Here is a 15003-nt window from a genome sequence, read left to right as displayed (position 1 = left end):
TCCTTTTTAGAGAGGCTAAATTTTTTACAGTGACTAAGAGAGATGATGATTTGAAGAGGTTATTTTATCCTATAAAATGATGAAATCAAGCAATAGAGGATATTTTCTTTAACTAGAGATTAATAAAAAATATTCTATTTTAACTGGGGGTTAAAAACTTTTTATTTTCAATTATTTTCAATAATGATACAATTTTTTATCTATACAAACATATATTTTATATATAGCGATGTTCCCAAGTTACAATTCACTATTTTTAGGTCCAGCATCATCTTACTCAAAATTCGAATCTCGATTTAATGACGGCTTCTGGTCAGACTGGCAGCAGCAGAGTCATGAAACATGTAGAACTCTTTTCAGTATTTCACCTAGTTCTACTGAAGATTACTCCGGAGCAACTAATCGTGCTAAAGCTGAATTCAGGGCAACTCAAATCACACTATATGTGATTGGTTTGTTGGGCTTTTTAGCTATAGCTGGAGGGATAGCTTGTCATACAGCCAATGGATTTGTTTATGACCTTAAACGGCCGTTAGATCTGCTCAGATTGGTTGGAGGAATTAGCTTATCCCTAACTGGAGTAGTTGTAACATCTTTTTGTGCGATACTTAACGAAAGACTTGTCATAAGCAGACAAGAAGCAATTGAAAGATGTCTTCGAAAGATTAAGGATGAGCAGATAGAGATAATTAAAAAAATTAATCAAAAGAATTCTTTGGACCGCTGTTTAAAACAGAAAGGACAATATTGGTTGTGCAAAAAAGAGAATTATAAAGGGTTAAATAACAATCTTCTTTTTAAATCTTTAGGAGCATTAAGAGTAGACAAAATTGTCCATGCGGGTAGAGGTTTTTATCGAAACCCCTATGAAATTATTTTTTATGTTGAAGTGAGTGATCTTGATTCTTCACAAGAGGTAATCGCAGAAGGTAGAAATCTTGAAGAAGAGAGGGGGGCGTTTAACCGATTCCTTAATAGTTTAGAAGTACAAAACAACTTGAATCCCAATAATAGGCCTTTTGAGGTTAAGTTATATAATTCTAAAGAGATATTAAGATCATCCGATCTATCAAATTCTGTAGAGATACCATCTTATGTCTATGCACGGAATTTACTTACGCAATTGACTTCCCTATGTCCGAAAGACCAACGGCTCTTTCTTCCTATTGAGTATGAAAATCAAAATATCGCCTTATTCAATCTCTTTGTTACCTCACAAAACGGTAGTGTCATATGGCAAGAGTCTTTAGATCAATCTAACTATTTAGACAAGATTACGAGAAAAGAAGTTCTAGGAGAAGTCAATGTCCTTACATTACTTGCTGATCCACAGAATAAGGGAGAGTGTGAAAGGTTAATAGGAGCGTATGGAGAAACAAGCAAACCTATAGATAGGGAATATCAAAAGAGTGTATTTGATAAGAGTTCTTTAGCCTTGGATGATCAAGATGGAATTGTTGATGAAGATGAGGATCAAGAAATTGTTGATGAAGAAGATGAGGAATTTCACTTGATGCCTGGCAATGATGATGATATAAAAAATTTTCAAGGGATTTTAAGGAGCGATTTATGCCAGCTTCTTGCTCAGCACTATCAAAGGATGAATCGATTAAAAGAGTGTTTGTTACAAGAAGGGGACTATTGGTTAGTTAAAGCACAAGAGCATGCCCTAGATAGTCATATCTTATTTAAATATACAGAGGATAAAATTCAGATTTCTTATCCCTCAGACGAAGAGATTCGGGGTTTGGAGGATAGCAAATTTAGAAATGTCAGAAAAGAGAAATTTGAATTAGAGAATAATCAAGAAAATCTTCTTGAAGATATCGCCTAATAAATCCCCATCCCCCTATATCAACTACAAAAAGCTTGAAGATTTGCGAGCTACGCATTCTAAACACACGAGAGATTCATCGTTATGATTCATTTCAGATGATGGTATATCAATAAAAACAATGTAAAGTTTAGCTAGTAAAAATAACTAGAAATTTTAAATTTTTTATCCATTTCAATGAGATCTGAAAGCGTTTTATGAAAATAAGTTTAGATAATCATAGAAATATGATAAAATATCTTACCTTATCATCAAAGGTATTGAATATTAATCTCAGCAGTAAGTGAAAGGTATATGAATATTAATCTCAAAACTAGTTTTAGAAAATATGAATCTGTTCCTCAATCTTATGAAAATTATTGTCGTTTGAAAAAGTTCGAATCCAGATCCCAAGAAACCAAATTTTTTTTTAATACTGCGGAGAGTAAAGAGATCGATGCTTCATATAGGAAGAAGGAAGATCGGGTAAATAGAATCTATAGGATCACAGACTATGTCCTCGGTATTCTGGTGGTTACTAGCTTCTTTGGGATGATGTATCTACGTGCGATAGGAGGTCCAGTAGGACTTACCTCTGCTTATCTTGCTGAATTTATCAGCTGTACCTGCGGTCTCTTTTTTTCAACACTTGCTTTTATCACTGCCTGCATAGCCAAAGAAAAAGAGATTAAATTGTTAACAAAGGAAAAAAATCAAAATATTACTGAGCTCACTGAGAGAAAAAAAGAACTTACTACTGAGACAAAAGATCAGTATCTATTAGACTATGCGCTTAGTCCAGGAGATTATTGGGTCAGTAATTTCGATAGTCAAGAGCAAGGATTATTATTTGTGTGTAAAGCTAGGGATTCAGGTCTGCGGTTGACCGACTTCCGAGATATTACCGTCACTGAAATCAAAAAACTTGAACTTTTGAAAGACCAAGGGAATGATTTGAGAGAGATAATTAAGAAAGAAATTCCTCCTGAACTAGGAGAACATCTTCTTTCTGATGAGGCTAGGATTAATCCGAAGAAGCCTTTGGAAGATACAAAATATTGCTATCAGAATTGTATGTTTCCAGGTGATTATCTTGATTTACCATCCCGGTCAATTAAAGACGAGTATAAGAATTCTCACTTGCTAGGTGATGTAGATAAACTTCATGCTATTCATCTTTTTTCTAAAACACCGGATCAGGAGTGTGATGGAAAACTTGAAATGCACTATTTTCGCAGTGAAGATCAGAAACAAAGTTTTTTACGTAATTTTTCGGTAACAAACATTCATGGAACAGATTCTCAACCTGTGAATGTTAAAGAACGTTTCTCTCTTTTAAAAAGTTTTATGGAGAGATTAAAACCTTTATTTCTAGAAAAAAAAGTATTTTTACCTATTGAATATAAAGAAATGGATATCGGATTAGTGATGACTTATAAGAAAAAGAATGAAGAATTGTTTTCATGTGCTCGTCCTGTATTTTCTGCTCATGAAAATTTAATCAAAGCTAATAAAGCACGAGAACGTCAAGAAGAGCAGAATGTCCTAAAGCTATTAACTAATACGCAGAATAAAAATATCATAAAAGATATTGTACAACAAGAATCTAGAAGTATTTTTAATATGAGTTTCTCGAGTTCAGATCCTGAAGCAAACGCCGTGAGTTTAGACTTGCAACAACTACTTATCCAACACTATCAGAGGTATTATGGATTAGAATATCTTCTATTAGAAGAGGGAGACTATTGGAAAATTGAAGCGTGTGAGAATGCTTTAGATTATGAGATCACTTTTATACGTTCAGGAGATCGCATTGAGGTAATAAGTCAAGATCAATATCAGGAGAAATGTAAGAAAAATATAAGAACAGAAATTGCGACGAATGGAAAAATACCAGAATCACTAGTTCTGTATTTGTTTGACAAGTTTTCTTCGTATGAATCTAAACATGACTTAAACTCTTGGAAGTCTAAGGCGAGTAAAAAATATTATCTCATTGATCTTTCTTCTCATATAGACTGTGAGTTCACCAAATTTTACGCTCTTAAGGTGAATATCGAAGATCAAAAAGAGATTCTTTATTTCAAAAGTGATGAAGATCGAGTTTCTTACGAAAAAAATCATCCTAACTAAACCATAATCCATGTTTTTATTAAAAAATCTATCATAACTTTGTAATGTCTTATTCTCAATCACCTCCCAATAATGCCTTATTCTCAATCACCTCCCCAGCAATGTCTTATTCTCATTGCCTCCCCAATAATGTCTTATTCTCATCAACTCCCTGGTTTCAAGTAGACCGGGCAGCGTCTCATGATAACTGTTTACACGGTTCACGCCATATAACAGGGTTTACCTCTTCTATGATGAATCATAGGGTGTATAAGATCACGTTATATATAAGTACTATTCTTACCATTCTAAGCACAGGTGGGTTGATTGCATTATATGCAACAAGTGGGATCACTTTTTCTGCTTATGCTTTCCCAAAGATAGGATTACTTGCTCTTTTGGTGAATTCAATAGTGATTGGATTGTGTATTTATCGAAAAAATCGAAAAAATATCGAGCAAAAAAAGTTAATACAGAGAATCAGTGAAGACTATTTATTTCGATTTGTTTTAACAGAAGTAGGAGATTGTTGGGGATTTAAAAAACATTCTCTTTACAATTTAAAGAAAAATTTCCTTTTTAAATGCGTTTCGGTAGTTAAGACAGAAAATCACCTTATTCTACCTCACATGGGATATGAAGCAACAAAATTTACGCAGGTCGTAAGAATGGAAGTAATGCATATAATTGACATTAGATATCCTGAAGACTTAGAGGAGGCAATGAGGGATAGTCAAAATATTGAAGAAAAAATACGTGTCTCTAATCAAATTCCTTTCTCTAATCAAATTCCTGATAATTTAAAGGAAGATTTATTACGTAAAGTAAAGCGAAAACAGTAATCTCTACAGATTTTGAATATCGGAATTTAATGATTCCTGGGAAATTTTATGATTTACAGATGAAAAAGGAAGTCATTCTTCCCCCTTACTGTGAGAATCTTTGTTTTATTGACACCTGTTTTAAAAACGGTAAAAATGAAGATAGGAAGTTTCGAATGCACTGTTTTATAGATAAGAAAGAGAAAGACCAATTTTTAGCTAATGGAGGATGGAGTTAAATTCGATATTGACCTGTCCATCTCAAAATTCTACTATCGTCTTCTCTGTTTAAACAATTTAATCAATCAACTGAGTTATCTATTACCAATGAACAGGAAAATTTTTTGCCCTATTGAGCATGAAGAGATGGAGCCTTAATCATTATTGCTCAGCGAAAAAAGAAGAAACTTCTATTGAGGAAAGTGAGTGGATTAATGAAGAAAATTTATACGAAGAGATTGAGAGGAAGGAAGATGCAGGGCAAATTAATCTGCTTAAACTACTAACTGATTCAAAGAATAAGTCAACATATACAAAAGTAAAAGCAAAGCATTATTGGCAGAAGATCGGGATTCTCAAATGAGAATTTTTGCTTCTTATTCGGATATTGATAACCATAAGAATAAAATGCTACAGCACAGCCGTACGAATGAAGATACGCAAAAGATTTTAAGGACGGATTTACATCAGCTTCTTGCTCAGTACTATCAAAAGATAAATCTATTAGAAAGGCATTCGTTAAAAGAAGGGGATTATTGGTTAGTTAAAGCCAAAGAGCATACCCTAGATAATCATATCTTATTTAAATATAGGGAGTAAAATTCAGGTTTCTTATCCAATGGACGAAGAGATTAAAGATTTGCTAAATAGCGATTCTGAAAATCGTAGACAATCCTTCCTCGTATATAAAGCATTTATCTAAGAGAGCATTTTTTGAAATTCAAGTTTCTTTTTTTGATCGTTCTCTAATTATCTCTATTAACTATGTGAGTATAAATTTCCGTACTGGATATTTTTTTAAGTAGTCTCTAATTGCATTCCATTGATTTAGGAGCTATCTCATCTGTAAATTAATGGCGCATTTTTGGATCGATTGCATCTCGGAGTGTATCACCAACAATTGCAATACTGACTAGCAGGAGTGTTAAGAGAATGGCAGGGGGCCAAAGGAGGTAACTTTCACTAGGAAACATTGCACGTCCTTCCTCCATTAACATTCCCCAAGAGGTAGACTTTTCTTCACCTAAGCCAAGAAAAGATATTCCTGCTTCACTCGTAATTGCAGCCATCATAGAAAAAGAAAGGATCGTTAAAACTGGAGGAATCGCATTTGGAAGAATATGAGAAAACATAATTTTTCGATGCGGATAGCCAAGACTTTTGCAGGCGATGACATAGGGTAATATACGCTGTTTAAGTGTTTCAGCACGAATGAAACGGCAAAAAGTTGTCCATCCAAAAATACCCAAGACTATGACAATTAGGAAAATAGATTTCTTGTGCATAATAGACACAATAAGTAGAAGCATAAGAAATGTCGGCATTGTTTCCCAAATTTCAATAAAACGACAGACAATAAGGTCACATTTTCCTCCGAAATATCCAGCAACCATTCCTAGAGGGACGCCAATCAGCAAAGAAAGACCAACCGCAGTGAGACCAATCATCAAAGAGACTCGAATTCCAAATAAGAGACTGGCAAATAAATCTTTTCTATTCACTCGTGTTAGCTCCCAAATGGGTAGATAACTATTTAATCTTTGTGATCCACCAGCATCTTCTTCCCAATGAAAATTTCGTAAGAAAGGAGGAATCAATACCTGGAAATGAGGATTTTCACTTTCCAGCCATTGTTCTTTATCTTCTAGGTAGGTCAGCGATTCAATCGCTTTTCTATGTATTGCAATACGATTAAGTGTTTGAATAAGGGGAGTTCGTACATCATAAGATGCATCAATGACTTGTTGGTAATGATTCAGAGTCTTTTCATGCTCTTCTGAAGAGGCATGTTCTAATAGGTACTTTGCCATAATATAGGCATGAGAATGAGGTGTGTAAGCATGTATTAAGAATGGAAGTTGATCGAGGCTTTTTTGATAGAGTTCAGTAGTGGTATCAATTTTTTTTTTCAAATCTTGCTTTAATTGATTCTGATAATGTTTTGTACTTACTGAAAGAATAGGGGGTTCCCGCCCAGTATCTGTCTGGTATTTTTGAATATACGGCATGAGTTTTTTTTCCTGTGTCTGCCTTTGCCAGTGTTTTAGCAGGAGATTTAATTGATGATAAGAAGAGAGATGTTTTAGCTCAAAGTTCCAGGTAAGTAGAGGTTCATAAGGAGTCAGTAGAGGATCTTCTCGATAGATTTTTCTTGCTGCTAATGCTTCTTTAAGAGAAGGCTGTAACCTAGATTCTCTTTCTGGATTTTTTATCATCCCAGATAGAATACATCCAAATATCATGCAATGGAGGAAAGCTAAAACAATAAAAAAAAAACTCCTCACTTTTTTTTTAAAGATCCAACCACCTAAAATAGCAACAGGAAAAGTAAACATAAATAAATTATAAAACAGGTCAATCGATTTAGTATAATACCCGGGATAGAAAAGATAGCGTAATAGTGGTGAATACACCTTTCCTTGCCAGAGAACGAGGAGAGGTTTTCCAGAAGCAAATAAGGGAGCATAAAGGCCAACAAGAAAAAATACTCCAAGAAGATAAAGAGCCAACAGACCTTTTTTACTTTTTCTAAAATCTTGCCAGACTAAGTTCCAATAATTATATCGATTCATTCTAAACTAATCCTTGGGTCAAGCACTGTATAAGCAATGTCAGCAAGAAAATATCCAATGAGTGTCAATAATGATCCTGCAAAAGCTGAAAAGAGGATAACATTATAATCTCTATTTAAAATAGCAACATAAAAGAACCGTCCAAATCCATTAATTTCAAAAATAGTTTCTATAATTAACGAACCTCCAAGCACTATTCCAAGAGAAGCAGTTAGGGAGGTGATAATCGTAATAGATCCATTGCGTGCAACATGGTGAAAAAGAATACGCATTCTTTTTAGCCCTTTTGCACGAGCTGTGCGCACATGATCTTGATGGAGTACTTCTAAAAAGGCTGTTCTTGAAAGACGAGATTGGATCGCTAGGTTTCCATAGATCACAGCGATTAAGGGTAAAAACAGATGGAGAGAAATATCAGCTAATCTTTCTGGTGATGTATAAGTTTGGTAGATTTCTAAGGGACTATGGAACCCACTATGAGGCATAGGAACTTTAGTAAATAAGAATGTATGATGTAAAGCAATTTTTTCAATCAAAAAGGGAGCAGCGACAAAAATAGGAATAGCGAATAGGATCAAAAAGAGAATATTTAATAGGTAGTCGGGCCATTGATTTTGCATTAATGCCATGACCATTCCAAAAATTTGGCAGAGCACAAATGTGATCAGCATGGGAATCAGGGTAAGAGTCAGTGAATATTTGACTCGTTTTGTAACTTCACTGATAACAGTTTTATTATTATCATTCCTTAGTGTGCCAAAATTAAGAGTAAAAATGCGATTTAAATAGCGAAAAAAACGTGTGTGAAATAAAAAGATTTCTATTTTTCTCCATCCATCTGTTCTTTCTTCTGTTTTTGCTCTTTTATCTTGAAACCATGCTGCTAGTTGAGATACTTTTCGATTCAGTTCTTCGATAGTATCGTCTTCTAGAATATGTAATTCGCTTAATGTTAAATTGGTATTAGCGATTTTTTGATTTTTTATGCGATTTTGTGATGAAAGAGTGGCTCCAACATATCCTTGACGAATTCCTCCTCGGATAAAGAGGTTAGCTGCTATCTGGCGTTTTGTAAAAGAGTTATGGTTATCTAGTGCTTCATTTAAAAGATAAGCCATAATAAATTTAGCTCGGTCTCCCCAGCGAGTTTTTAATGCATAATAGTTTTGAGTATTTCCTTCTTTTTTTGCATTGATGATTTGATCAAGCCCTTGATGAATTTTATCTCTGGAAAGAGAAGGCCAAGTATTAAAAAGCATTGGAAGAGTTAAGCCATAATGTTCGCGAAAGGTGAGATATTGATTTTCATCTACCATCCCTCCGTTGGTACTACTGTAACTTGCTTCCCCAGTTGTACTCATATTCGCCTGGTGAATTGGATCACCAGGAGCTAAATTTAAAATGATAAAATTCACAAGAATGATTACAAAAAGTGTGAGAGGTAGCAAAAGGATACGGCGTACAATATAAGCGATCACTTTTCTATCCAAATCAGTTCTATATTCGGCTCAGAAATATTTGCACCTGGAATTAAATCATCTCTTTCCCTAGGAATAAAGATATTTTTAATATATTCTCGATAGAGAAGACGAATTTTAGGAGTGTAGAGAAAAGTATAGGGAGCCTCTTGATCAATTTCTCGATGAAATTTATGATAAAGAAGAAGGCGTTTTTCTATATCATACTCATAATTTAGCGACTCAATGATTGCATCGATCTCAGGAGAAGCAAAACCAATCGCATTTGGGGAACCTTTCTTTTTTGCTCCTGTGGAGTGCCAAATCGGACTCGGATCTTCTGGGGGAAATCCAATTTTCCATCCCATAAAAATCGCATCAAAACTTTTATCATGGAATTGACGTGAAAGATCAGCAAGATCGAGTCCAGCCAATTGACATTCAACTCCAACTTCACGTAAAGCTGAGCTAATATACTCAGCAATAATTTTTGATGAGAGGTTTTTGACAAAATAGAAAAGTTTGAATTGAAAGAGGACTTTTTGACCATCAATGAATTTTTCACGCACTCCATCTCCATCACTATCAATCCAATCTTCAGCATCCAAAAGTGCACAAGCTTCATCTGGATTAAAAGGAGGAAGAGGAATGGTTTCATCATATGAAGGAGAGTATCGAAAAAAGGGGCCATTGATATGTATGGCCATATCATTTAAATTTTGTTCAATAATGCGTTTTCTATCAATTGCTAAGGTCATTGCTTTACGTAACTTAGGGTTAGAAAAAAAAGGTTTAATTGTATTCCATCCTAAATAGTAAAAACTCAGATCTACGTAATCGATAAATTTAATTTCATCTCCCTGTGCTTTTTGTTGTGCATATTCTTCGCTCCCTAAAAATCTTTCAAGCTCTGGTAATTGATTAGAAGCCAGGTGACATAAATCCACTTTTCCTGTTTTGAAATCTTGCCATATTGCATCTGTGCTCTCTTTAAAACGATAGTAAATGCCTTCTACAAGTACCTTGTAAGGATTGTAATAATCTGGATTGCGTTTTAGCTGAATACCTTCATCATTCATTCCATCGAAAAGATATGGCCCACAGCTTACAATCACATTTTTGGCCCAATGTTGAGAAAAATTTTGTGCCCAAATTGAATTTTTCTGATAGACATCCTTATCACTACTATCTTCTATAATCTTGATTCCATCTGCAAAATATTGATAGACAAAGCAAGGAAGAGGCTGTAAACCAGCCATCAGATTTAGAGAAGTGTATTTTACCTTCATTTCATGATTTGGTGTTTCGTAGGGTTTCCATCTTATCACAAATGTATACTCATCAATCACTTTGAATTCTTCGATATCAACAAAATAAGTTCTAAGTGCAACAGCCTTACCTTCAGATACGTAAGGATTCATGACTGCATCGTAAGCAAATTTGAAATCATAAGATGTCACAGGGTGTTTCTCAAAGAAATGAGGATCAAGTTTCAAAGAACTAGGGAAGTGAGCTGGGTTAAGAGGATGCCAGTAAACATCTTCTCTTAAAAATACCCAGTACTCTTGGGTATCAGGAAGGTCATTACGAGGACGAGCTTCAATACGAAGAGCCATATCTGAAGCTAGTGTTTCATATTTGCCGAATGTATGATCTCCTAATCGCACTGTGCAGAGAGAGTATAGTTGAAAAACATTCCAGAATGGATTAAAGGGATGGAGATTATCAGGTTGGCTAATCATTGCTTCCTTCACCACACCTTTGGGTTCAAAATCTTCCCCAATTAGATTAGGGAGTATTTTTGCAAAATAAGGATCTTCTTGGAGGATATTGGAAAAGGTAGCATTTGTCTGAAAGGAATTTTTTTTAACTTCTGATAGTTTTGAAGAGTCTATCTTTTGTCCTAAACGCGAGAGATCGAATTTGAGTTGTTTCATTTCTAAACGCATAGCTTTTATATCTTCTTCAATTAAAATAGAAGACCAGTAAAGAAGAGCGAATAGAATAAGAAGTCCAACTTCGAAAAGGCTTTTTATGAGCGTCGATTTTTTCATATTTGCTGACCACAATAATCACAAGGCGATCAAAAGATCAACTGCTTTGAATCAATTTACTTGATCTTGTATCCTGACACATTTCCCAGACCATCATAAGCAGCATATTTATACAAATCGTGCAACGTAGGATGGTTGTAAACCTTACCTATGATGTCAAGAATAGTCCTTTTCCCTTCAATCAACCCGACACCGTGATGAATTAATTCTGTGGCTAAAGGACCAATAATATGCACACCTTGAACCACAAGGTCATCACGAGAAAAGATAAGTTTTAATAATCCCTTTTCTATACCCATAATTTTCCCGCGTGGCATATCTTTATGGTAAGCCACTCCAGTCGCATAAGCGAAGCCTTTCTGTTTAGCCTCTTCTTCAGAAATTCCTGCAGTTGAAATTTCAGGGATTGTATAAATTCCATAAGGGAAGATGCGAGCAATTTCTTCGATGTCCTTGGTGTGAAAAATATGTGCTACAGCAATACGTCCTTGATCCATGCCTGCACTAGCAAGAGCAGGGAAACCAATGACATCTCCAACTGCATAGATATTCGGTACTACTGTTTGATAATTTTCATTGATAGGAATTGTTTCTCTTGAGGTGACCGTAATTCCGATTCTATCGAGATGAAGAGCTTTTGTATTTCCATTACGTCCTGCAGCAAATAGAAACATATCTGTACTTAAAACACCACCCGATTTAAAGATCAATTTTACCTTCTCTTCAGGTTTAGAAGGGGGTTCAATTTTTGCAATTGATTGGTTGAAAAGTAGATCAATATGATCATTTTGCATTGATTCAATAAAATTTCTGACAATTTGCTGATCAATGAAAGGAAGAATATTTTCATTTCTATTAATTAAAGAGACTTTTGTTCCAGAAGTTGAAAAAATTGTTGCATATTCACATCCAATCACTCCAGCACCCAAGACAGCAAGAGAGAGAGGATAATGTGTGATGTTAAGAATCATATCGGAATCATGAATCCTTACTCCATCAAAAGGAATGGTCTTGGGATGAAAAGGATAGGATCCAGTTGCAATAATAATATAAGAGGCTTTTAAAAGGATCGTCTCTTCTTCTTTTGTGATTTTAATTGTATTAGCATCAAGAAAAGAGGCCTCTCCATGATAAATATCCACTCCATGGCGTATTAGGTTATTACGCACTGCATTTGATTCTGTTTCAATAATCCAATTCTTCCTATACATGAAAGTCTTAATCGACATCGCTTCTTCAATATTTCGGTCAATTCCATATAATCCTTGATCATACTTACCAGATAGATAGAGCGAGGTTTCTTTTAAAGTTTTTGAAGGCAGGGTGCCCGTATTCACTCCAGCTCCGCCATATCGGATGGCTTTTTCGATAATTGCAACTTTATAATGGAAATAAGCGGCTTTTACAGCCGCTTTTTCTCCAGCAGGTCCCGTTCCAATCACAATGAGATCATATTTATCCATCGATACTCCAGTAATTTTATTTACTATTAAATCTACGGTTTTAATAGATCAGACTTTTTTTTGTAAAAAATATCCAAACATTTCTGATTTAACTTAATTAACAAAGGATTCAAACATTAAATTTAATAGATATGGAGAAAAAGGAACTGATTGAGATAAGTGAAAAAATAAATGGAAGATTTCTTTTGATCGATCAATGTTTAGGATTTGAAGAAATCTTCCAGTTTAATCAGAATTAACTATGAGAAAAAATTGATAAATATATTGAACCCTCAAGCTTGTTTTTTTTCATCATCTTCAGATTCCTGCAAAACAAGTCTATTTGAAGCGAGTCTCAATTCTATGTATTTATTAGTAGGATCTTCATCATCTTCTCCAAAACAGTATGGAATGGATCTTTCTTCTTCGTCATCATTTTGAGAAAAATGTTCAATCCTATCTTTAGTTTCATCAGAATTAGAGAGGGTGTTTGCAAAAATGCAAGCAGAGGAAAAAATTAAAAGAATCGCAAAATATTTTTTCATTGGTGCTCCTTAAATTAATATACGGTTTCCTTGAAAGACACGAGCTTTGAATATCGTAACAATTTCTTCAATCAAAATTTACTTTCCAGTTAGACGAAATCGTCTTTGTAATGTACAATAATTGCCATTTTTTTGAAGCTTTTTCAAACCATGATTAAAATTTTTTATTAAATTCGGGTGTTGGTTTTTCAATGTGATTAAACGCAATCCCTGATCTGACAGAGGCGGAGTAGAAATTCTGAGCGTTTGATCATAAATTGTCCCAAGAAAAGATTGTGCCTCAAGATGAGGGATCAGAGCCCCTGCTAACCTTCCCTCTTTAACTGCTTGGAGAGCATTTAGTATTGATTGATAGGTTTCAATTAAGATTGAGGGATAGTTTTGTAGAATTAAGACAGAATTATCATACGCATAAGCTCCTACGGTAGTATTTTCCAAATCAGCTAGAGAATGGATATCTCCATCGATTGGGGTAACAAGAACCGGACCAGTTAATAGGAAAGGATCAGAAAAGGTATAGATCTCTTTGCTGATTGCATTGGGGTCAAGAGAGGTTAAAACAGCAGTATAGTTTTTTTTCTCTAGGCCTTGCAAAAGTTGATCCCAGCTCACATCTATAATTTGAAAATTTGTCTTTTCAAGTAAATTTAACTCTTGAATAAGAGCATTTGTAAATCCATTAATGTGAATCGTTTTTCGATCAAAATTTAAAGGGACCCAATTAGTATCCCGACCAATCAAACAGAAGTGAACCTTTGGTGTAGAAGGAGTGCATCCAATGAAAAAAAAGAGTAAACAGATAAGAATTCTTTTCATAATTTCAATCATACACTAAAAATTGTTTCATGACAGCCTATCTGATTGTAAATTTTGGAGGACCACGTTCATTAGCCGAAATTGAACCATTCTTATCGGCTCTTTTGACTGATCGAGATGTGGTGCGAACCTATTTTCCCCGATTCATCAATAATTATCTCTTTAGAAAAATTGCCAAAAAACGCGCATTAAGGATCACAGCTGATTACAAATTGATTGGAGGAAAATCTCCTATCTATGAAGACACTGAATATATTGCAGATGCATTAAGTCAAAAATTAAAGGCTCCAGTACTTACTTTCCACCGCTATCTGCCTTCAACTCATGAAGATTCTTTAAAAGCTATTGAGACTCTTCAAACCAAAGAGATTCGTGTTTTCCCCATGTTCCCGCAATTTACCTACGCAACAACTGGGAGTATTGCTCGCCTTTTCCAAAGTAAATTGTCTGTAAAAACACTTAATAAACTTAAGTGGGTTAAGTCTTACCCTTCACATCCAGCATTTATTAGGGCAATCCAAAATTTAATTATTAGCTTTTTAGAAGCTCATGATCTTAATGAGGAAGAGGTCTTTTTTTTCTTTTCAGCTCATGGGCTTCCAAAAGAGTTTATAGATCAAGGAGATCTCTATGCTTATGAATGTAATCTTTCTTTTGAAAATTTAATTTCTAAATTTCAGAAAGGAGAAGGATTATTAGCATACCAATCAAAATTTGGTCCAGGTGAGTGGCTGCGTCCTTATACTCAAGATATTTGTGAGCAAATTGAGAAGTATCACAAAGGACGCCACCATATTTTATTTGTTCCTATTAGCTTCACATCAGATCATATTGAGACTCTTTTTGAGATTGAACAGCAGTATTTACCGATTATTCGAGAACAGGGTCTCTTAGCTTATCGGCTTCCAGCTTTAAATCGTCAGCCTGAATGGATCGAAGCGATTACTGACATTTTAGATCCATTCACTCCCAATTCGAATGCTATGTTGATTCGCAACCAATCAAATTCAAAAATAAGGTAATTTGATGACTATCTATCCTTAAAAGTACAAATCTCTTGACGAGAAGATAGTTCCTAGATAGCCTTATTGGTAATGAAACCGCATTGTTGAGCGAAAGAATTAGGCTTTAATCAAACCATCCTAAATAGG

The 15003-nt window shown here is 34.7% G+C and carries 13 protein-coding genes; 7 read left to right on the top strand and 6 right to left on the bottom strand.

What is annotated here, in order from left to right; genetic code table 11:
• Positions 1-229 precede the first annotated feature (229 nt).
• The 6 genes from R3E91_02940 to R3E91_02915 all read left to right on the top strand — a co-directional run bounded on the left by R3E91_02940 (position 230) and on the right by R3E91_02915 (position 5565).
• Positions 230-1834 carry a hypothetical protein gene (locus R3E91_02940; protein ID MEZ5315152.1) on the top strand — a complete coding sequence of 535 codons (1605 nt, stop codon included), beginning with the start codon at positions 230-232 and terminating at the stop codon, positions 1832-1834.
• Between the two features lie 294 nt (positions 1835-2128).
• Complete coding sequence (locus R3E91_02935) at positions 2129-3946, top strand: hypothetical protein (protein MEZ5315151.1); 1818 nt, start codon at positions 2129-2131, stop codon at positions 3944-3946.
• Between the two features lie 44 nt (positions 3947-3990).
• Entirely contained in the window at positions 3991-4767 is a 777-nt protein-coding gene (locus tag R3E91_02930) for a hypothetical protein (protein ID MEZ5315150.1), read from the top strand.
• 29 nt (positions 4768-4796) lie between these two features.
• On the top strand, positions 4797-4985 hold the full coding sequence (locus R3E91_02925) for a hypothetical protein (protein MEZ5315149.1): 189 nt from the start codon (positions 4797-4799) through the stop codon (positions 4983-4985).
• A gap of 119 nt (positions 4986-5104) precedes the next feature.
• Complete coding sequence (locus tag R3E91_02920; GenBank protein ID MEZ5315148.1) at positions 5105-5329, top strand: hypothetical protein; 225 nt, start codon at positions 5105-5107, stop codon at positions 5327-5329.
• Entirely contained in the window at positions 5302-5565 is a 264-nt protein-coding gene (locus R3E91_02915) for a hypothetical protein (protein ID MEZ5315147.1), read from the top strand. Before R3E91_02920 ends, R3E91_02915 begins: the two co-directional genes overlap by 28 nt.
• 251 nt (positions 5566-5816) lie before the next feature.
• Here R3E91_02915 and R3E91_02910 read toward each other — a convergent pair whose 3' ends face one another.
• The 6 genes from R3E91_02910 to R3E91_02885 form a co-directional block, all read right to left on the bottom strand.
• Positions 5817-7538 (bottom strand): ABC transporter permease subunit, encoded by a 1722-nt coding sequence (locus R3E91_02910; GenBank protein MEZ5315146.1) that lies wholly within the window; start codon positions 7536-7538, stop codon positions 5817-5819.
• Positions 7535-9016: an ABC transporter permease gene (locus tag R3E91_02905; protein ID MEZ5315145.1), complete on the bottom strand. Its 1482-nt coding sequence runs from the start codon at positions 9014-9016 to the stop codon at positions 7535-7537. Before R3E91_02905 ends, R3E91_02910 begins: the two co-directional genes overlap by 4 nt.
• Positions 9013-11049, bottom strand: coding sequence for an ABC transporter substrate-binding protein (locus R3E91_02900; protein MEZ5315144.1), 2037 nt, complete (start codon positions 11047-11049; stop codon positions 9013-9015). The genes R3E91_02905 and R3E91_02900 overlap by 4 nt, the downstream gene beginning before the upstream one ends.
• Positions 11050-11105: 56 nt before the next feature.
• Complete coding sequence (gene sthA, locus R3E91_02895) at positions 11106-12512, bottom strand: Si-specific NAD(P)(+) transhydrogenase (protein ID MEZ5315143.1); 1407 nt, start codon at positions 12510-12512, stop codon at positions 11106-11108.
• Positions 12513-12784: 272 nt separating this feature from the next.
• Positions 12785-13036, bottom strand: coding sequence for a hypothetical protein (locus tag R3E91_02890; GenBank protein ID MEZ5315142.1), 252 nt, complete (start codon positions 13034-13036; stop codon positions 12785-12787).
• A 78-nt stretch (positions 13037-13114) separates the two neighbouring features.
• Complete coding sequence (locus tag R3E91_02885) at positions 13115-13852, bottom strand: transporter substrate-binding domain-containing protein (protein ID MEZ5315141.1); 738 nt, start codon at positions 13850-13852, stop codon at positions 13115-13117.
• A gap of 29 nt (positions 13853-13881) precedes the next feature.
• Here R3E91_02885 and hemH point away from each other — a divergent pair, with 29 nt between their 5' ends.
• Positions 13882-14874 (top strand): ferrochelatase, encoded by a 993-nt coding sequence (gene hemH, locus R3E91_02880; protein MEZ5315140.1) that lies wholly within the window; start codon positions 13882-13884, stop codon positions 14872-14874.
• The last annotated feature ends 129 nt before the right edge of the window (positions 14875-15003 follow it).

This window comes from Chlamydiales bacterium (assembly GCA_041395025.1).
Taxonomy (GTDB): domain Bacteria; phylum Chlamydiota; class Chlamydiia; order Chlamydiales; family JAAKFR01; genus JAJACP01.
Note: the sequence above shows the minus strand (reverse complement) of the source record. Positions and strands in the feature narration are given on the sequence as shown.